Source organism: Nonomuraea sp. NPDC049649, from assembly GCF_040675175.1.
Classification (GTDB): Bacteria; Actinomycetota; Actinomycetes; order Streptosporangiales; family Streptosporangiaceae; genus Nonomuraea.
Map to the genome: position 1 here is coordinate 169,937 of NZ_JBFAOH010000003.1, position 17,520 is coordinate 187,456.

Genomic DNA, 17,520 nt, shown 5'->3' on the forward strand with positions numbered 1-17,520 from the left:
TCATCGTCGAGTGCAGGGGAAGAGGGGTGCGACGCGCACGAACAGTGGAAACGAGTGATTAACGGGCGTCGCAACAGATCGCACTGCGGACACGCAGAAGGTCGACGTGGCGTCGGCCGACAAGCATGGGGTCCGCTGGCATGCTTACGAAGATATCTTGGCCGTCCGGGATGTCCAATACCGGGTCCATAGTCTGGACGCCGTCACCCCTGCCGGCGCCAGCTCAGCTCCGCCTCACGCTCCTGCTGGGAAGGCAGGTGCTGACAGTCGCACCACGAGCCGCCCCGGCAGTCCTCGTGACGTCTGTCCTTGCAGCTCTCACAGATCACGACAGCATTATCACCCGGCGTCACGTCGGTATACAGCCTCCGCGCTGCGGTGATCGCGGTGCCATGCTGGAAGCATGCGCACCATTCTGAACGTCATCTGGCTGATCTTCGCCGGGCTCTGGCTGGCCATCGGATACGCCGTGGCCGGGATCATCTGCTGCGTCCTGATCATCACGATCCCGTTCGGCATCGCCTCCTTCCGCATCGCCGCCTACGCCCTGTGGCCGTTCGGGCGCAGCGTGGTGCGCGACCCCGACGCGGGGGTCTTCTCCCTCATCGGCAACATCATCTGGTGCGTCGTCGCCGGCGTCTGGCTGGCCATCGGGCACGTGCTCACGTCCATCCCGCTGTTCGTCTCGATCATCGGAATCCCGCTGGGCGTGGCCAACATCAAGATGATCCCCGTGTCGCTGCTGCCGCTCGGCGCCCGCATCGTCGATAACGACTAGGGCAGGACAAGCTGGGACGTAAGCTGTGCCGGAGAGTCACTGCGACAGAGCGTTGGGTGCCATGACGTCCACGAAAGCACCGAGCGGGCCGAAGGCGGCCAGGACCAAAGGGTCCCGCGCCTCCCTCGCCCGCGCCAGGCTGAGCTGGGTGCGCGACACCAGGTCGTGGGCGACCGTACGCGCCGCCACCAACGCCGGGGTCACCTACCGCGTCACCGGCCTGGCGGGCGAGGCGGCGTTCTTCGCCCTGCTGTCGCTGCCGCCGTTCGTGCTCGGGCTGATCGGTGTGCTGTCCAAGCTGGGCAGCTGGATAGGGCTGCGCGCCGTACGCGACATAGAGGTCTGGGTCATCGAGCAGGCCGGCGTGCTGTTCACCGCCGACACCATCGACACCGTGGTCAGGCCGCTCATCGCCGATGTGCTCAGGGACGACGCCAGCAAGGTGTCGATCATCTCGCTCGGCTTCCTGCTGTCGCTCTGGTCCGGGTCGCGGGCGCTGTACGTGTACGTCGACCTCATCTCCGTCGCCTACGGGCTGGGGGAGGAGCGCGGCATCATCCGCACCCGGCTGATGTCCTTCGGCCTGTACGTGATCGGGCTGGTCGTCGGCATCGTGGTGATGCCCATCCTGGTCATCGGCCCGACGCTGCTCAAAGGGGCGCTGCCCGCCGAGTACGCCGTCGCCGTCGACCTGCTCTACTGGCCCGTGGTGATCGTCGGCTCGGTGCTGTTCCTGAGCGTGCTCTACCACGTCAGCGTGCCCGTCCGCACCCGCTGGTTCCGCGAGCTGCCCGGGGCCATCCTGGCGCTGTTCCTCTGGATCGTCTGCGCCGCCGTGCTGCGCGCCGTGCTCGCCGCCTGGTTCTCGCCCGTCTCCGTGTACGGGTCGCTCGCGGCGCCCATCGCCCTGCTGCTCTGGCTCTACATCACCGCCCTCGCCGTGCTCATCGGCGCGATACTCAACGCCGAGGTCGACCGGCTCTGGCCCGGCGACGGCCGGACGAAGTGAATACGCCGCACAGGCGCCCGAACAGCGCAGATCGGGGCGGAGGGGAGCCGCGCCGGATCCGCTATCGTCGGTACGTCGCGACTGGCGCAGCAGGTGGGAACGACCACCGGGGAGCGGGAAGGAGCGGAGGCCGTGCGCCTGGGTCTTCGCAAGGGACGTCACCAATGACAGGAGAGTCATGAGTTCTCTCGCTAGCGTCGACCCGGAGATCGCCGAGCTGATCAAGGCCGAGGAGCGCCGTCAGGCCGACACGGTCAAGCTGATCGCCTCGGAGAACTACGTCTCCAAGGCCGTGCTCGAAGCCACCGGCACCGTGCTCACCAACAAGTACTCCGAGGGGTACGTCGGCAAGCGCTACTACGAGGGCCAGCAGGTCATCGACCAGGTCGAGACCGTGGCCATCGAGCGCGCCAAGGCGCTGTTCGGGGTCAACCACGCCAACGTCCAGCCCTACTCCGGCTCGCCCGCCAACCTCGCCATCTACATGGCGTTCCTGCAGCCGGGCGACACCGTGATGGGCATGGGCCTGCCGTTCGGCGGCCACCTCACGCACGGCTGGTCCGTCTCGGCCACCGGCAAGTGGTTCAACCCGGTCCGCTACGGCGTGCGCAAGGACACCGGCCGCGTCGACCTCGACGAGGTCCGCGAGCTGGCCCTGGAACACCGGCCCAAGCTGATCTTCTGCGGCGGCACCGCCATCCCGCGCACCATCGACTTCGAGGGCTTCGCCTCGATCGCCCGCGAGGTCGGCGCCGTCCTGGCCGCCGACATCGCGCACATCGCCGGCCTCGTCGCCGGCGGCGCCCACCCGTCGCCGGTCGGCCACGCCGACGTGATCTCCACCACCACCCACAAGACCCTGCGCGGCCCGCGCGGCGCCATGCTCATGGCCACGTCCGACGAGCACGCCACCGCGCTCAACAAGGCCGTCTTCCCCGGCCTCCAGGGCGGCCCGCACAACCACACCACCGCCGCCATCGCCGTCGCCCTGCGCGAGGCCGCCACCGACGACTTCAAGGCCTACGCCCACCAGGTCGTCGCCAACGCCAAGGCCCTCGCCGACGAGCTCGGCTCGCGCGGCTTCGACCTGGTCTCCGGCGGCACCGACAACCACCTGATCCTGCTCGACCTCACGCCCAAGGGCATCGGCGGCAAGCCCGCCGCCCAGGCGCTCGACCGGGCGGGCCTGGAGACCAACTACAACGCGGTGCCGTTCGACACCCGCAAGCCGTTCGACCCGTCGGGCATCCGCATCGGCACCCCGTCGGTCACCTCGCGCGGCATGAAGGAGGCGGAGATGCGGCAGATCGGGGCCTGGATGGACGAGGTCGTCACCGCCTTGGCCAAGGGCGACGCCGAGGACGTCATCACCCGCGTCCACCACGAGGTCAGCGAGCTCACCGCCCAGTTCCCGGCCCCAGGCCTCTGATCCACCACCCGGTCGCGCCCCCGACTCCGCCTGTGGCCGGCGGGCGACCGCTGGGGCGCGACCGGGCGAGAACCTCTCCACGCGTTGCCGCACCGCCTGGGAGGTCTTCTCGGAGGCGTGCGCCCCCGTCCTGCGCCGCTACGTGGCCCTGGATGTGGGGCGGCGTGATCGCCGTGTCAGGTGCCGGTCCTGTAGGAAAGCCCCGCCGTCTTCAGTCCGTGGCTGGAACCGCCGTCAGGCTGTCGTGTCCCGGCGGTTCGTCACCGCCGCCCGCCGAACATCCAAGGGTGCACCTCGATGTCGGCGTAGCGGTCCGGCGTCAGGACGGCGCGGGCCGCGTCCGGGTCCGGCGCCCGCACCAGCAGCGCCGTACCGAGCCAGATGGCGCCGTCGTCGGACAGCAGCGGCCCATAAGCGATCAGCTCGCCCCGCCCGGCCGGATCGAGGTCGGCCGCCTCCCCGGCACCGAGGCCCAGCACCAGATACCGGTCGCCGCCGTGAAAATGCCACATGGTGCGTTCCAGCACGGTCGGAGTGCTGCGGAGCCGGGCCGGTAACGGTGGTAGCAGAAGAACTCCACTGCAACTCCGCTCGTCCGTACGGAAACGTGGGCTGGAAAGGCTCGACTGTACGGGAACGTGCCGAAAAAGAGGCTCGCCTGCACGGGCACGGTGCAAGAAGAAGGCTCGTCCGTACGGGGAAGCGCCCGGAAAGGCTCACCCGTACGAGGACTTGTCGGAGAAGGGGACGCCCCGCCGCACGGGCTCCCGGTGTGCGGCGGGGCGTGGTCGCGGCCGGGGGGACCCGGCGGCGACGGCCGGCGGCTGGGTGTGGGGTGGGCCGCCACCGGCCGGAGGGGTTCGCCGGACGGCTCCTGAACGTGCCGGCGGACCGATCGCCGAGGAGGGGGTGACCGGCATGTCCCCTGACATGCCGGCCACTTCCTTGGAGGAATTGTCCGTCAGGCTGTACGGCCCCCGTGCCGCGCCGGGTTCAACGAATCGAGGGAATTTCTCCCGTACGACCGAAAAACGTCAGACGTCGACCGTGAGCAGGTTGCGGCCGGTCGCGGTGACCACCTCGAACCGGTCGATCTTGTCGAGCGGCAGCGCGGCCGCCCCGTGCATGTAGAGGGGCTCCGGGTTGGCCTCGGTGCCGTAGCCGCCGGGCGGCACCGCCCAGCCCATCATGACCCGCCGGTCGCCGGTCTTGCCGACGGCCACCAGCTCGCACTCCAGCGGCCCCCGCACCCCCGAGAGCTTGAGCGCCGCGTGGGTGCCCCAGCCTTTGGACTCCAGCACCAGCCCGCCCGTCACGCCGTCCCTGCCGGTGCCGGGCACCGGCGTGCCCATGGCGTAGAACTGCTCGGCGGGGCCGAGCTGGGTCTGCGCGGCCGGTGGGGCGTTCTGCGCGCCGATCTGGGCGCCGAGCACCAGCCCGCCCGCCACCAGCGCGATGCCCGCCGCCAGGCCGGTGAGGAACGTCCCCCTGCGTGAGCGCCGGTCGGCGGCCTGTTTGCGGTGGAGCAGGTCGATCACCTCGGCCGGCTCCTCCTCGGGAGGGTCGCCGAGCACCGGCCCCAGCCCGTGCAGGGCCTGGGCGACGCCTGCCAGCTCGGACAGCTCCGCCGCGCAGGACCGGCAGCCGAGCAGGTGGGTCTCGAACGCCAGCCGGTCGTCCTCGTCCAGCAGGCCCAGGGCGTAGGCGCCCACGTCGGTGTGCTCCACTCGCGAGCTCACGCGGTCACCCCCCTCTCCTGCAGCGCCACGCGGAGCGCCCGCATGGCGTAGTAGACGCGGGACTTGACGGTGCCCACGGGGATGCCGAGCCTGAGCGCGGCGTCGTTCACCGAGCGATCCCGCAGGATCGTCTCGTTGAGGATCTCGCGGTGCGCCGGCGACAACGCCTTGAGCGCCTCGGACACGACCACCTGGTGCAGCAGCTGCTCCATCTCATCCGGCACGGGCATGTGCTCCAGCGGGCCGTCGCCCTGCTCCTGGGGGCGGGCGTCCCTTCGCCGCCGGTCATCGATGACGATACGTCGTGCGACGGTCGCCAGCCAGGGCATCAGCGAAGCCGCCTCCGGGTCGAGCTGTTCGGCGCTGCGCCAGGCACGGATCATGGTCTCCTGCACGACGTCCTCCGCCCACTGCCGGTCACCCGCGGTCAGCCGTACCACGAAGGCCAGCAACGGCCGGTGGTACTGCCGGTAGAGAGCGGAGACGACCAGCTCGGGGTCGGGCCGTGAGCGTCTCAACCAGTGCCGTAATCGTGGCTTGGCCATGGGGGCTGCTCCCTCGGCCGAGGGTGGGGGATACGCGCTCAGTCGCATCATTCCCCTTTCTCAAGTCCGTCGGGAGGTGGTACGGGGAGGTCGCCGCCGCGGTTCAACCGGGGGTGACCGAAAAGCCGTTGCGCCGCCGGGCGCGGGGTGCGTAGAGTCACCGCGAAACGGATCGAGGAGGTGAGGACTATGCGGGTCGTCCTGGTTCGCGTGCTTTCAGTCCCCCTCCGGGTGCTCGCCTGAGTCCACCCGGGTCCTTCTCGACCTGCAAAGGTGTGTTCCGTTGTCTTTCGATCTCTCTCTGCTCGGCTGGACCGAATCCCGTGCCGCCGAGCTGCCCGATGGCACCGTTCCGGGCCGGGTCTCCCGCGTCGATCGGGGCGCGGCCGAGGTCATCGCCGCCGACGGCCGGCATCAGGTCCGTTACGGCGCACGGGTCCGCCGGGCCTCGGCCGCCGACCCGGTCGCGCTGCCCTGCGTGGGCGACTGGGCGGCGCTGCATCCGCTGCCCGAGGGCCGTTACGAGCTCGCCGGGGTGCTGCCCAGAAGCACCGCGTTCGTCCGCGGCGGCGTGAGCCGCGACTCCCGCGGCGGGCTCTCCGGCGACGGCCAGGGCCAGGTGCTCGCGGCCAACGTCGACGTCGTGTTCGTCGCCGAGCCGTCCATGCACGCCACCGACCTGGCCGACCTGGGCCGGATCGAGCGCCTGGTCGCGCTCGCCTGGGAGTCGGGCGGCACGCCGGTGGTGCTCGTCACCAAGTCCGACCTGTACGGGTTCGGCCTCGGCGACCTGCTGGCCGACGTGCGGCAGGCCGCGCCGGGCGTCGACGTGCACGCGGTCTCCTCGCTCCGCGGCGAGGGGGTCGGGCTGGTGCGCGGCTATCTGGACGGCTCCCGTACCGCCGTCGTGCTCGGCCCCTCCGGGGCCGGGAAGTCCACCCTCGTCAACGCGCTCGCGGGTGGCGAGGTGATGGAGACCCAGCGGGTGCGCGCCGCCGACGGGCGCGGCCGGCACACCACCGTCCACCGGGAGCTCATCCCGCTGCCGGGCGGCGGGCTCGTCATCGACACGCCGGGCATCCGGCGGGTCGGGCTGTACGAGGTGAACGAGGGCGTCGACCGGGTCTTCTCCGACCTGGAGGAGCTGGCGGCGCGGTGCCGCTTCCACGACTGCGCCCACGAGACCGAGCCCGGCTGCGCGGTGCTGGCCGCGGTGGAGAGCGGCGAGCTGCCGGAGCGGCGGCTGCACAGCTGGCACAAGCTCCAGCGCGAGGCGGTGTGGATGGCGGCCCGGACGGATGCCAGGCTGCGCAAGGACCTGCAGAGCAGGTGGAAGTCCATCCACAAGGACATGCGCCGGTCGGGCCGTAACCGGCCGTGATCCGCCCGGTCCCTGCCTCCATCGGGTGATTCGAGAGGATTCGCCTGATGGAGGCGTGGATGAGCGGGTACGGGGCCCTTATGCAGCGCCTCTTCGCCGACCGCCGGGATGCGGGGGAGCGGCTCGCCGCGCGGCTCGCGGGCATCCGCGACCCCGTGGTGCTCGCGCTGCCGCGGGGCGGCGTCGAGGTGGCCGAGCCGATCGTGCGCCGGCTCGGCGGGGTGCTGGACGTGCTCGTCACCCGCAAGATCGGCTATCCGCCGTCGCCGGAGTTCGGTGTGGGCGCGATCGCGGAGGGCGGGGAGCCGGTCTTCGACCTGCCGATGCTGCACCGGCTGGGGATGACGCCCGAGGATCTGGAACCCCAGGTGGCCGCCGAGCGGCGGGAACTGGCCCGGAGGGTGGCGGCGTACCGGGGCGACCGGCCGCTGCCGGACCTGGCGGGGCGCGAGGTGATCGTGGCCGACGACGGGCTCGCCACCGGGGTGACCGCGCGGGCCGCGCTCCGGGCGGTGGCGGCGGCCCGGCCGGGCCGGGTGACGCTGGCCGTGCCGGTGGGCGCGAGGGAGACGGTCGAGGCCATGCGGGGCGAGGCGGACGAGGTGGTGGTGCTCTGCGCGCCGGCCGACTTCCGGGCGGTCGGTCAGTGGTACGAGCGTTTCGACCAGCTCTCCGACGCCGACGTGCTGGCAGTGCTCGGGCGGAACCCGGCGCCGGGCTAGACCGGCAGCACCGCCCAGACGAACTTGCGCGAACCGCCTGGCGTGAGCCAGCCCCAGGCGCCGCAGAGGGCTTCGACGAGGCGCAGCCCGCGGCCGTACTCGGCGAACACGTCCGCCTCGCGGGTCGCCGGCGTCGTCGGCGGAACCGGACTGTGATCGCTAACAACGCAGGCAAGCTCGGCCTCGGATAACAGCAGCCGCAGGTCGATGGCTCCGCCGCCGTGACGCATGGCGTTGGTGACCAGCTCGGAGACGATGAGCTGGACGTCGAACACAGCCTGCTCGGCCCCCCACGAGCCGAGCGTCTGGTCGACGAACCGCCTGGCCACCGAGACGCACCCGGGCTCGAACGTGCTGAGTTCGTGGAAGCCGAACACGCGGTCGCGTTCGAGGGACCGGCCTTCGGTCAGGGCCGCCGACAGCCATCCCGGCGGCCGGAGACCGCTGGTCGTTTGCGGTCCCGCGTCGAAAGTCGTCATGCTGGCCCCCGAAGCGCGCTCTGGTGTCCAAGACCATCTTTACGGGGCGACGCCTGTGATGCAAGACTCTTTCGTGATTTACGGATGCAGATCGCATCTGCACGTGCAGATGAACAGGGAGCGATGAGGGTGAGCGCGGAGCGGGCCGAGCGGCCGGGGAGCGACCTTCTGCGGCACTCGCCGGGCAGCCCGACCGTCCTGCGGATCCTGCTCGGCACCCAGCTGCGCCGGCTCCGCACCGAGCGGGGCATCTCCCGCGAGGACGCCGGCTACTCCATCCGCGCGTCCCACGCGAAGATCAGCAGGCTGGAGCTGGGCCAGGTCAGGTTCAAGGAACGCGACGTGGCCGACCTGCTCACGCTCTACGGCGTCACCGACCCCGACGAGCGGGCGCCGCTGCTCGCGCTGGCCAAGCAGGCCAACGCGCCCGGCTGGTGGCACAAGTACAGCGATCTGCTGCCCAGCTGGTTCGAGGTCTACATCGGGCTGGAGGGCGCGGCGTCGCTCATCCGTACGTACGAGAACCAGTTCGTGCCCGGCCTGCTGCAGACGCCCGCCTACGCCAGGGCGGTGATCGAGCTGGCCCACGAGCACGCCCCCGAGGAGGAGCTGGAGCGCCGCGTCCAGCTCCGCACGGCCCGCCAGCGGCGGCTGACCGGGGAGAACTCGCTCACGCTCTGGGCGGTGATCGACGAGGCCGCGGTCCGCCGGGTGCTGGGCGGGCCCGAGGTGATGCGCGAGCAGATCGAGCACCTGCTGGACCTCACCGCGCACGAGAACGTCACCCTGCAGGTCATGCCGTTCGACCGGGGCGGGCACGCCGCCGCCGGCGGGCCGTTCAGCATCCTGCGCTTCCCCGAGCGCGAGCTGCCGGACGTGGTCTACATGGAGCAGCTGACCAGCGCGCTCTACCTGGACAAGGTGGCCGATTCCGAGCACTACATCAGGGTCATGGACCGGCTGAGCGTGCAGGCGGAGCAGCCCCGGCAGACCCGGAGATTCCTGGAACGGCTCCTGAACCGGTAGCTATCCCTGTGATCTATCACATAGGGATTTTTGGTCATCCGCTATATGCGATTGGGCAAGCCGCCCTATTCTCGGCTCGTAAGCGCGGATGCACGTGCATCCGTAAGGGCCGAGGAGCAACACCCATGCACGAGTTCCGCAACGGAACGCCCGCCGGTCGCCTCCCCGTCGACTGGCGCAAGAGCGCGCGGAGCAACCCCAACGGCAACTGCGTCGAGGTGGCGACCCTGCCCTCAGGTGAGGTGGCCATGCGCAATTCCCGGTATCCGGAGGGTCCCGCGCTCGTCTACACCCGGGCCGAGATCACCGCGTTCGTCCTGGGGGCCAAAGACGGAGAGTTCGACGACCTGCTGGTCTGATCACTCGGACGATCTGCTCGTCTGACCACATAGAGGCCCGCTCCGCGGGCATGCGAAAGCCGCCGTCCGGATCGGACGGCGGCTTTTTTCGTGCTCGGGGTCGAGGTGCGCCTGATCAGGCAGTTGTCCCGACCGGGTTCTCCGGAGCCCGGCCGTGCCGGGCCCCGGGTCATCGGGACAACTGCATGATCACGCGATCGTTCGAGACGCTGCCGGGAGTGTGTCAGGCGGCGGAGATGCCGGCGCTGGCGGCGCGGCGCATGCGACGGCGACGCTCGGAGGCGCGCTCGTCCTCGTTGAGGCCACCCCACGTGCCGTACTTCTCGGGCCGGGACAGTGCGTAGTCAAGGCACTCCGTGCGGACGGGACAGCCGGCGCAGATCGCCTTGGCCTTCCGCTCACGTACGTCACGCTCGGGCTGCCGCTCCCCGTCGGGGCCGAAGAAGAGCACGAGGTCCTCACCCCGGCACGCGGCATCATCCTGCCAACCCCAGCTGGGGCGCGGGCGGGCGAGCTGCCGACGTACCTGAGACATGAGAAAACCACCTTCGTGAGAGGTATTTCGGGTTTGAGCCGCATTGGACGCTTTGGACGTCACTGTTCCAACGCAATGCAGGACCGTGATGTTCCCTTGGTCAGGCGAAGGCAGGCGTGGCGTACCGCACAGGCGAGAGCCTGTCCAGCGAAACCAGCCGGTAGGTGGTGGCCTTGTCGGCGCAAACCGAGCCACACGGCGCTTGCCACGCCGAAGGCTGGACCACAACCTTGAGCCGGACGCCGCCGCAGCGCACGATGGCTTCGGTGACGTCGCCGTCCGACTTGGAGGATTCCACGGCCACCGCGCCGACCGAACGCTCTCCCGTATGGGCTCGGGTGAAGTGCTCGACGGCTTGCAATGGCTCAGGGATGCCCGCGCGTCCCCGGAAACGGTCGAGAATGATCTCGCCCGACCGGTACGCGTTAGCCGCTGCGATCGCAGCAGCCTGAGACATGCTGCCGTAGAAAATTCCGTGTGGCAAGCACACCAGGTTGGCGGCGTACCGATCGCCGCCAACATGTGACGTTTCCCATACCCTGCCGTCCGGCAGTTGATCCGCCAGAGCGCGGGCGAGGGGCAATCCAATGCGGGCGCAGCACACGTTGCGCTTCGCGTGCGTGCACACCAGAAATACCGGCTCGTCTTCCAGTATGCAGGACTCGGGGACCACTCCGGCCACCAGCGCGTCCAGGTCAAGATCGTCAGGACCTGCGATGACGCCGCCGGCGAGCCACGGCCGCTCCCCGGTCCCGTAGCCGACCATCACCCGGATGCCCTCGTCCGTCGTGCGGACCCGGCGGCCGGGGCGGCGGATGAGCTGCGGCCTGATGCCCCGGTCGAGCGCCCGCGCCACCAGTTCGGCGATGTTCTCAGGAAGTTCGAAGCTTTCCAGGTGTGACGGCCACGGGCCGGTGTGCTCGATCAGAAGCCAGAGCCGCGCGCCGACCGTAGCGCTCGCCAGAGTGGGCACACCCCCGGTGTGACATCCCCTCGCGTGCTCACAGCCCTTCGCCACACCCTTCCCCCTTCCAGTATTTAGGTAAGACTAACCTAACGGAACGGAGAGTTTAAGCCCGGCCCCCCACCACCCCCAGCTACGCGGGCCCACCCACCCCCGTTCACAGCGGCCCCGACACTCCCCAATCTCTCGGCAGAACGACGCGAACGCTCCCTCCCTTCACGGTTGGGAAGCCCCGTGCTCTTCAGGGTGGGGAAACCGCGTCCTCTTCACGGTCGGGAAGCCGCTTCCCCTCTGTCGCCGTCAGCGCGTTAGCAGTCGGCGGACCAAGCCCGGTGTGGGTGTAGCGGCGAGAAGGATGGTCGCGTTCAGCGCTGCCGGGCCGCGCGGGAAACTCGTCTTCCACGGTCCGGGGGCCGACACGAACGCGCTCCGCTGTAGTGTGCTCGCCGTTCACGTTCCGGAGCCCGGCCTCGGCCCGTCCAGTGCTCTGGGACCCCGGCTTATGACTGGGGGCCGCCGCGCACACTTTCCCAGTCACCGTGGGCGGGCGCGGCGGCCGTAGGTCGGGGTCTTCGACGCTGTGCGAAGTTCGCCGGTTACGGCGGGGTGGCCGAGGCGAGGACTTCTTCCGCTGCTGCGAGGGCGTGTTCGCGGTCGGCGGGGATCAGGCCGATGCGGGTGCGGCGGTCGAGGAGGTCGGCGGCGGCGAGGGCGCCTTCGTGCTGTACCGACCAGAGGAGGTCGCCGCGGGTCAGGCCGAGGCCGACCGGTTCAGGATGGGCTTCGACCAGCCGCAGGGCCTCGGCCGCTTCGGTGCCGTAGCGTTCGGCCAGTCTGTGCGGCACCCCGGACGGCGGGCGGCCCGCGCCCACGAGCGGGATGGAGGCCGTGCGGCCGGGGCCGGCGGGCAGGCCGTGGAGGGCGACCGCGCGGTCCACCGCGTCCTGGGCCATCCGCCGGTAGGTGGTCAGCTTGCCGCCGACGACCGTGACCAGCCCGTCCGAGGACAGGACCGCGTGGCGCCGCGACAGGTCGGCCGTCTCGCTCCCGCCGCCCGCCAGAAGCGGCCTGAGGCCCGCGTACGCGCCCGCCACCGCCTCCCTGGGTATCTCGATCTCCAGGATCCCGTTCAGCACGTCCAAGAGCGTCCTGACGTCCTCCTCGGGCGCCTCCGGGACGTCGGGGACCGGCCCGTCCACCGCGACGTCCGTGAGCCCCACGTACACCCGCCCGTCCGCCTGGGGCAGGACGAGCGCGAACCGGTTGCTCTCACCCGGGATCGGCACGTGCAGCCCGGCCCGCAGCCCCGGCAGCGTCCCCGGCGCGAGCACCAGATGGGTGCCGCGCGAGGGCCGCAGCCGCACCCGCGGGTCCAGCCCGCCCGCCCACACCCCGGTGGCGTTGACCGCGGCCCGCGCCCTGATCTCGAACTCCGAGCCGGTCAGCTCGTCGCGCACCCGCGCCCCGCCCGCCCGCAGCTCCAGGGCGCGGCAGCGGGTGAGGATCGCGGCCCCGTGCGCCGCCGCCGTCCTGGCGACGGCGACCACCAGCCGGGCGTCGTCGAGCACCCGCCCGTCCCACGACAGCAGCCCGCCGCGCAGCCCGCGGCGCCGCAGCACCGGGGCCAGCTCGCCGGCCCGCCCCGCCGTCAGCCTGGACGGGCCGGGCAGCAGCCGCCGGGGCGTCCCGGCCGCGCGCCGCAGCCCGTCGCCGAGCCGGTAGCCGGTCATCACCACCGCCGCCTGCGCCCCGCCGACCTCCGGCGTCAGCGGCAGCAGGTACGGATGAGCCCTCACCAGGTGCGGGGCGGTGCGCGCGAGCAGGATCCCGCGTTCCACCGCGCTCTCGTAGGCGACCCCCACCTGACCCCTGGCCAGATAGCGCAGCCCGCCGTGGATCAGCTTCGAGCTCCACCGGGACGTCCCGAAGGCCAGGTCGTGCGCGTCGATCGCGGCCACCCGCAGCCCGCGCGAGGCCGCGTCCAGCGCCGCCCCCGCCCCGGTCGCCCCCAGCCCCACCACGAGCACGTCCACCCGCTCCTCGGCGGCGCGGGCCAGCTCACGCGCCCTCCTGGCGGCGTTCAGCGAGCCCCTCACAGTTCGGCCCCGCCCTCGGACGCGGCCCCCGGGCCCAGGTAGGCCGTCAGGAGAGCCGCCAGCTCGGCGTCCAACTCGTCCAGAGTGACCGGGTCCAGCATGGTGGGCGCCGACAGCAGGAACGACTGGGCCACCAGCAGCACCGCCCTGGCCTTGGCCGCGTCGCCCAGCGCGGGCTCCAGCGCCGCGAGCACCGCCTCGTGGCTGGTGCCCCGCCGGTCGAGCAGGTAAGGGAGCAGCAGCTCGGGATCGGCCTCCACGATCTTGCGCCAGAGCGGGTGCTCGCGCAGCCCGCGGACCCCGGCCACGACCGCCCGTACCGGATCGGCCAGGTCGAGCCCGTCGATCACCCGTACCCACTCGCGCGTCATCAGGTCGGCGACCAGCGCGCGCATGTCCGGCCAGTGCCGGTAGATCGTCATCCGCGACACCCCGGCCCGGCGTGCCACGTCCGTGAGCGTGGTGCGGCGCACTCCGTAGGCCAGCACGCAGTCACGGGCCGCGTCCAGCACGCCGTCATTGTGACGAATAGCCGTCATGTGTCACAGTGTAACGGTGCGATCGGAACCCATGCTCTGGTCCGGCTGGGGCGACCCGGCCCAGGCCCGCGAGCTCCCAGAACAGATCCGCAAGCTCCTTCACGACCTGCTCGGCGTGCGCGCGCCGGCGGTGCCCGCCGCCGAGCTGGAGTCCGTACGGGTGCCACCCGCCGCACTGACGCCCCGGGTGCTGGAGGCGCTGGCCGGGCTGGTCGGCGCGGAGCACGTGCTGACCACGCACGAGGCGCGGGTCCGGCACGCCCGCGGCAAGTCCACCCCCGACCTGCTCCGGATGCGGGCGGGCGACGGCACCGGCGCCCCGGACGCGGTCGTGCTGCCCGGCGGGCACGACGAGGTGACGCGGGTGCTCCGGCTCTGCGCGGCCGAGCGGGTCGCGGTCGTGCCGTACGGGGGCGGCACCTCCGTCGTCGGCGGGCTCACCGCCGCCCGCGACGGCTTCACCGGGGTGATCTCGCTCGACCTGAGCCGGATGAACCGGCTGGTCGAGGTCGACACCGAGTCGCTGACCGCCGTCTTCGAACCCGGCGTCCGGGCCCCCGAGGCGGAGCGCCTGCTCGGCGAGCAGGGCCTGACGCTGGGCCACTTCCCGCAGTCCTTCGAGTACGCCACGCTCGGCGGCTTCGCCGCGGCCCGCTCCAGCGGCCAGGCGTCGGCCGGGTACGGGCGCTTCGACGACATGGTGGCCGGGCTGACCGTCGCCACCCCCGAAGGCGACCTCGACCTGGGCCGGGCGCCCAAGTCGGCGGCCGGGCCCGACCTGCGCCAGCTCGTGCTCGGCTCCGAGGGCGTCTTCGGCGTCATCACCTCCCTGCGGCTGCGGGTGCGCCGCGCCCCGGCAGAGAAGGCGTACGAGGGCTGGCGCTTCCCCGACTTCGCGACCGGCACCGCCGCGCTGCGGGCGCTCGCCCAGGAGGGCCCGCTGCCGACGGTGCTGCGGCTCTCCGACGAGACCGAGACCATGATCGGCCTGGCCCGCCCCGACGAGATCGGCCGCGGCGAGCCCGGCTGCCTGGTGATCGCGGGCTACGAGGGCGCGTCCGTCGCCGCCCGCCGCGAGGCCGCCGCCGCGGTCCTGTCCCGCTGCGGCGGCGTCCCCCTCGGTGAGGAACCGGGGCGGGCCTGGGCGCACGGCCGCTTCTCCGCGCCGTACCTGCGCGACTCGCTGCTCGCCGCCGGCGCCACCGTGGAGACGCTGGAGACGGCCGGCTTCTGGGCGAACCTGCCGCGCCTGTACGACGCGGTCCGGCTCGCGCTGCTCGGCTCGCTCGGCTCGCCGCTGGTCATGTGCCACATCTCCCACGTGTACGAGACCGGCGCGTCGCTCTACTTCACCGTCGTCACCGCCCAGGAGGACGACCCGGTGGCGCAGTGGGACCGGGCCAAACAGGCGGTGAACACCGCGATCGTCGAGGCGGGCGGCACCATCTCCCACCACCACGGGGTCGGCCGCGACCACCGCGCCGCCTACGCCGCCGAGATCGGCCCCCTCGGCGTGGCGATCCTGCGCGCCGTCAAGAACCAGGTGGACCCCCAGGGCGTGCTCAACCCGGGCGCGCTCATCTGACGGACGGCGGACCCGGCGACCCGGAGGACCGCGTGGACCTGTAGGGGCGTGCTGAAGGGTCCGGGCGCGCTCATCAGAATGTCCGTCTGAAGGAGGGCGGGCCGGGGGAGGCGTCTGAGGGACGGGCGCGAGTCCTGGCCGCGACCTCACGGGGCCGCGATCGACGCGCCGGGCGCCGAGCCGATCCGGGGCGCGCCGGGCCGGAGATCGCGTGCGGTCGCGGGGCGCACGGGCTGGGCCGGCGTGCCAGGAAGGGGGCGCGCCGGGTTGAAGGCCGTGTGGTTCCCGCGGAGTGCTCTCAGTCGAGGTCCATGACGCCGTTGGCCTCGTCCGCGGCCTGGGCGGCCTCGCTGAAACGCTGGAGCGCCTCGTACGCCGCCGAGAGGGCGAACAGGGAGCGCGCCAGCGGCGCGCCGCCCGCTTTCCGGGCCAGGCGCACGGACTCCTCGGCGGGGGCGAGCGCCCGGTTCGGGCGTTTGCGTCTGAGGTGCAGCCCCGACTGCATGACCAGGGCGCGCACCAGCAGGGAGGTGTGCTCGGGGTGCTCGGCCGCCAGGTCGCGGCTCATCGCCACGGCCCGGCTGACCTGCCGCAGCGCCTCACGGGCGCTCCTGGTCGCGGCGTACGCGAGCAGCCCCTCGATGGCATCCACCCGGGCGGTGTCACGCCTGAGCGCGTCATCGGAACCGTTCCGGGCCATGCCAGCCCCCCTTGGCGACGACAACCGCTTGCTTGGGGCGTTGAGGCTACACCATCGTGAACCACCCGTGTCGGCAACGGCACGCTGCGTTGGGACGTCCCGATCGGGCGCGCGCGAAGTGATCGGGAACGTAAAGATGGGGTCATGGCGGAATCAACGGCTGAACGCGGGAAGCAGGCGTCGTCGCGGGTGTCCCAGGAGGGCGCCGGATGGGTCTGCGGGCAGATCGGCACGTTCGACCGGCTCCGGCCGCATCGGAAGGGCTTCACCTGGCTGAACCCGGTCACCCTCTGGAAGTCCAGGAACGAGGTCCTCGCCGGCCTGTTCGGCGACCCGTCCGGGGAGGTGCGCGAGGAGTGGGTGGCGGCCCTGCACGCGCGCGGCGCGGACCCCGGCTTCCGGATCACCCCCGGGGTCGGCGACAGCTTCGACTTCCTGCTCCTGGGCGACACCGGCGAGGGCGACGCCTCCCAGTACGCGGTGGTGCCCGGCATGCTGAAGGCCGGCGAGGGCACCGCGTTCGCGATCCTGGCCAGCGACATCATCTACCCGGCGGGGTCGGGCAACGACTACCGCGACAAGTTCTTCCGCCCCTACCAGGACTACGACGCGCCGATCTACGCCATCCCCGGCAACCACGACTGGTACGACGGGCTCGGCGGCTTCATGCGGGTCTTCTGCGACGCCACCCTCAAGCCCCGCCCCGACCGGGGGCTGCGCGGGCTGCTGTGGCGCAAGCCGGAGACGATCGACGAGCAGGCGCTGGAGGAGGCCCGCGCGCTGCGGGGCCGCCCCGCCCAGCAGGCCACGCAGCCCGGCCCGTACTGGGTGATCGACACCCCGAGCCTGCTGATCGTGGGCGTCGACACCGGCATCAAGGGGACCATCGACGCAGGGCAGACCGCGTGGTTGCGCCGCGTGTCGCTCGACCCGCGCCCGAAGCTGCTCGTCACCGGCAAGCCGATCTACACCGGCAACGCGTACAAGCCGTCCCGGCTGGAGGGCGGCGGCACCATCGACGACATCGTGCGCGACCCCCGCCACCGCTACGTGGCCGCCATCGGCGGCGACGTGCACAACTACCAGCGCTACCCGGTCCAGGTCGGCGACCGGGTGATCCAGTACGTCGTGGCCGGCGGCGGCGGCGCGTTCATGCACGCCACCCACACCATCCGGCGCGTCGGGGTGGGCGGCGTGCACGAGGACGACTTCCGCTGCTACCCGCTCCGCGGCGACTCCCTGTCGTTCTACAGCCAGCTGTACGCCAGGCGGCTGCGGATGAAGTGGCTCTACCTCACGCCGGACGAGGCGGCCTGCATCATGGCCGGCCAGATCGAGAACACGCCGGTGCGGCCTGTGGGCGGGCCGGTGACGATCACCCGGCGGATGCGGTGGGCGGCGCGGTTGCTCGGCGCCTGGCCGTGGCCGTTCCGGCTGCCGGTGGACCGGGTGTTCCAGCACTTCCTGTCGGAGCTGTCCGACTGGGACCATCCGCCGTTCTTCAAGCAGTTCCTGCGGCTGTCGGTCACGCCCGGCACGCTCACCATCCGCTGCCTCGCCGCCACCGGATGCCTCCAGCAGGAGCTCGAACCGCCGGTGGAGGACGAGGTGCGGATCTCTTTGTCGTAGCCGCC

At 71.7% G+C, this 17,520-nt stretch carries 19 protein-coding genes; 9 read left to right on the top strand and 10 right to left on the bottom strand.

Features of this window, described 5'->3' with window-relative positions:
* Positions 1–58: 58 nt before the first annotated feature.
* A complete protein-coding gene (locus AB0J42_RS06070) occupies positions 59–190 on the bottom strand; it encodes a putative leader peptide (RefSeq protein ID WP_364289416.1) in 132 nt (43 codons plus the stop codon).
* A gap of 213 nt (positions 191–403) precedes the next feature.
* On the opposite strand from AB0J42_RS06070, the gene AB0J42_RS06075 reads away from it, so the two are divergent.
* The 3 genes from AB0J42_RS06075 to glyA all read left to right on the top strand — a co-directional run bounded on the left by AB0J42_RS06075 (position 404) and on the right by glyA (position 3,216).
* The gene (locus AB0J42_RS06075) at positions 404–778 is read left to right on the top strand and encodes a YccF domain-containing protein (RefSeq protein ID WP_364289418.1); all 375 of its coding nucleotides are present in this window, start codon (positions 404–406) and stop codon (positions 776–778) included.
* A 61-nt stretch (positions 779–839) separates the two neighbouring features.
* On the top strand, positions 840–1,787 hold the full coding sequence (locus AB0J42_RS06080) for a YihY/virulence factor BrkB family protein (protein ID WP_364289420.1): 948 nt from the start codon (positions 840–842) through the stop codon (positions 1,785–1,787).
* Between the two features lie 178 nt (positions 1,788–1,965).
* Complete coding sequence (glyA, locus tag AB0J42_RS06085; RefSeq protein WP_364289422.1) at positions 1,966–3,216, top strand: serine hydroxymethyltransferase; 1,251 nt, start codon at positions 1,966–1,968, stop codon at positions 3,214–3,216.
* 260 nt (positions 3,217–3,476) lie between these two features.
* Here the strand turns inward: glyA and AB0J42_RS06090 are convergent, their stop codons facing one another.
* The 3 genes from AB0J42_RS06090 to AB0J42_RS06100 form a co-directional block, all read right to left on the bottom strand.
* Complete coding sequence (locus AB0J42_RS06090) at positions 3,477–3,743, bottom strand: hypothetical protein (RefSeq protein WP_364289424.1); 267 nt, start codon at positions 3,741–3,743, stop codon at positions 3,477–3,479.
* Positions 3,744–4,250: 507 nt separating this feature from the next.
* The gene (locus AB0J42_RS06095; protein ID WP_364289426.1) at positions 4,251–4,955 is read right to left on the bottom strand and encodes a zf-HC2 domain-containing protein; all 705 of its coding nucleotides are present in this window, start codon (positions 4,953–4,955) and stop codon (positions 4,251–4,253) included.
* Positions 4,952–5,500, bottom strand: a complete 549-nt coding sequence (locus AB0J42_RS06100) for a sigma-70 family RNA polymerase sigma factor (protein ID WP_364289428.1) — start codon at positions 5,498–5,500, stop codon at positions 4,952–4,954. The genes AB0J42_RS06095 and AB0J42_RS06100 overlap by 4 nt, the downstream gene beginning before the upstream one ends.
* 283 nt (positions 5,501–5,783) lie before the next feature.
* On the opposite strand from AB0J42_RS06100, the gene rsgA reads away from it, so the two are divergent.
* Entirely contained in the window at positions 5,784–6,881 is a 1,098-nt protein-coding gene (gene rsgA / locus AB0J42_RS06105) for a ribosome small subunit-dependent GTPase A (RefSeq protein WP_364289430.1), read from the top strand.
* A gap of 59 nt (positions 6,882–6,940) precedes the next feature.
* Positions 6,941–7,603, top strand: a complete 663-nt coding sequence (locus tag AB0J42_RS06110) for a phosphoribosyltransferase family protein (protein WP_364289433.1) — start codon at positions 6,941–6,943, stop codon at positions 7,601–7,603.
* Here the strand turns inward: AB0J42_RS06110 and AB0J42_RS06115 are convergent.
* The gene (locus tag AB0J42_RS06115) at positions 7,600–8,082 is read right to left on the bottom strand and encodes an ATP-binding protein (RefSeq protein WP_364289435.1); all 483 of its coding nucleotides are present in this window, start codon (positions 8,080–8,082) and stop codon (positions 7,600–7,602) included. The genes AB0J42_RS06110 and AB0J42_RS06115 overlap by 4 nt on opposite strands.
* Before the next feature lie 123 nt (positions 8,083–8,205).
* Here AB0J42_RS06115 and AB0J42_RS06120 point away from each other — a divergent pair, with 123 nt between their 5' ends.
* The gene (locus AB0J42_RS06120; RefSeq protein WP_364289437.1) at positions 8,206–9,108 is read left to right on the top strand and encodes a helix-turn-helix transcriptional regulator; all 903 of its coding nucleotides are present in this window, start codon (positions 8,206–8,208) and stop codon (positions 9,106–9,108) included.
* Between the two features lie 125 nt (positions 9,109–9,233).
* Entirely contained in the window at positions 9,234–9,467 is a 234-nt protein-coding gene (locus AB0J42_RS06125) for a DUF397 domain-containing protein (RefSeq protein ID WP_364289439.1), read from the top strand.
* A gap of 223 nt (positions 9,468–9,690) precedes the next feature.
* Here the strand turns inward: AB0J42_RS06125 and AB0J42_RS06130 are convergent, their stop codons facing one another.
* The 4 genes from AB0J42_RS06130 to AB0J42_RS06145 form a co-directional block, all read right to left on the bottom strand.
* Complete coding sequence (locus tag AB0J42_RS06130) at positions 9,691–10,002, bottom strand: WhiB family transcriptional regulator (RefSeq protein WP_270159808.1); 312 nt, start codon at positions 10,000–10,002, stop codon at positions 9,691–9,693.
* Between the two features lie 100 nt (positions 10,003–10,102).
* Positions 10,103–10,975: a sucrase ferredoxin gene (locus tag AB0J42_RS06135; RefSeq protein ID WP_364289442.1), complete on the bottom strand. Its 873-nt coding sequence runs from the start codon at positions 10,973–10,975 to the stop codon at positions 10,103–10,105.
* A 587-nt stretch (positions 10,976–11,562) separates the two neighbouring features.
* Positions 11,563–13,062 carry a glycerol-3-phosphate dehydrogenase/oxidase gene (locus AB0J42_RS06140; RefSeq protein WP_364289444.1) on the bottom strand — a complete coding sequence of 500 codons (1,500 nt, stop codon included), beginning with the start codon at positions 13,060–13,062 and terminating at the stop codon, positions 11,563–11,565.
* Positions 13,059–13,601, bottom strand: a complete 543-nt coding sequence (locus AB0J42_RS06145) for a helix-turn-helix domain-containing protein (RefSeq protein ID WP_364289446.1) — start codon at positions 13,599–13,601, stop codon at positions 13,059–13,061. The genes AB0J42_RS06140 and AB0J42_RS06145 overlap by 4 nt, the downstream gene beginning before the upstream one ends.
* 31 nt (positions 13,602–13,632) lie before the next feature.
* Between AB0J42_RS06145 and AB0J42_RS06150 the strand changes: the two genes are divergently transcribed.
* On the top strand, positions 13,633–15,186 hold the full coding sequence (locus tag AB0J42_RS06150; RefSeq protein WP_364289858.1) for an FAD-binding oxidoreductase: 1,554 nt from the start codon (positions 13,633–13,635) through the stop codon (positions 15,184–15,186).
* Between the two features lie 298 nt (positions 15,187–15,484).
* Here the strand turns inward: AB0J42_RS06150 and AB0J42_RS06155 are convergent, their stop codons facing one another.
* Complete coding sequence (locus AB0J42_RS06155) at positions 15,485–15,886, bottom strand: hypothetical protein (protein ID WP_364289448.1); 402 nt, start codon at positions 15,884–15,886, stop codon at positions 15,485–15,487.
* Positions 15,887–16,030: 144 nt separating this feature from the next.
* Here AB0J42_RS06155 and AB0J42_RS06160 point away from each other — a divergent pair, with 144 nt between their 5' ends.
* Positions 16,031–17,515 carry a metallophosphoesterase gene (locus tag AB0J42_RS06160; protein WP_364289450.1) on the top strand — a complete coding sequence of 495 codons (1,485 nt, stop codon included), beginning with the start codon at positions 16,031–16,033 and terminating at the stop codon, positions 17,513–17,515.
* Positions 17,516–17,520: the final 5 nt, after the last annotated feature.

Excerpts from the sequence above, each read along its gene's own strand:
- AB0J42_RS06115 (WP_364289435.1), bottom strand. The coding sequence starts at position 8,082 with ATGACGACTTTCGACGCGGGACCGCAAACGACCAGCGGTCTCCGGCCG.
- AB0J42_RS06160 (WP_364289450.1), top strand. The coding sequence starts at position 16,031 with ATGGCGGAATCAACGGCTGAACGCGGGAAGCAGGCGTCGTCGCGGGTG.
- AB0J42_RS06125 (WP_364289439.1), top strand. The coding sequence starts at position 9,234 with ATGCACGAGTTCCGCAACGGAACGCCCGCCGGTCGCCTCCCCGTCGAC.
- AB0J42_RS06145 (WP_364289446.1), bottom strand. The coding sequence starts at position 13,601 with ATGACGGCTATTCGTCACAATGACGGCGTGCTGGACGCGGCCCGTGAC.
- AB0J42_RS06120 (WP_364289437.1), top strand. The coding sequence starts at position 8,206 with ATGAGGGTGAGCGCGGAGCGGGCCGAGCGGCCGGGGAGCGACCTTCTG.
- glyA (WP_364289422.1), top strand. The coding sequence starts at position 1,966 with ATGAGTTCTCTCGCTAGCGTCGACCCGGAGATCGCCGAGCTGATCAAG.
- AB0J42_RS06110 (WP_364289433.1), top strand. The coding sequence starts at position 6,941 with ATGAGCGGGTACGGGGCCCTTATGCAGCGCCTCTTCGCCGACCGCCGG.
- AB0J42_RS06130 (WP_270159808.1), bottom strand. The coding sequence starts at position 10,002 with ATGTCTCAGGTACGTCGGCAGCTCGCCCGCCCGCGCCCCAGCTGGGGT.
- AB0J42_RS06075 (WP_364289418.1), top strand. The coding sequence starts at position 404 with ATGCGCACCATTCTGAACGTCATCTGGCTGATCTTCGCCGGGCTCTGG.
- AB0J42_RS06100 (WP_364289428.1), bottom strand. The coding sequence starts at position 5,500 with ATGGCCAAGCCACGATTACGGCACTGGTTGAGACGCTCACGGCCCGAC.
- AB0J42_RS06155 (WP_364289448.1), bottom strand. The coding sequence starts at position 15,886 with ATGGCCCGGAACGGTTCCGATGACGCGCTCAGGCGTGACACCGCCCGG.
- AB0J42_RS06150 (WP_364289858.1), top strand. The coding sequence starts at position 13,633 with ATGCTCTGGTCCGGCTGGGGCGACCCGGCCCAGGCCCGCGAGCTCCCA.
- AB0J42_RS06080 (WP_364289420.1), top strand. The coding sequence starts at position 840 with ATGACGTCCACGAAAGCACCGAGCGGGCCGAAGGCGGCCAGGACCAAA.
- AB0J42_RS06070 (WP_364289416.1), bottom strand. The coding sequence starts at position 190 with ATGGACCCGGTATTGGACATCCCGGACGGCCAAGATATCTTCGTAAGC.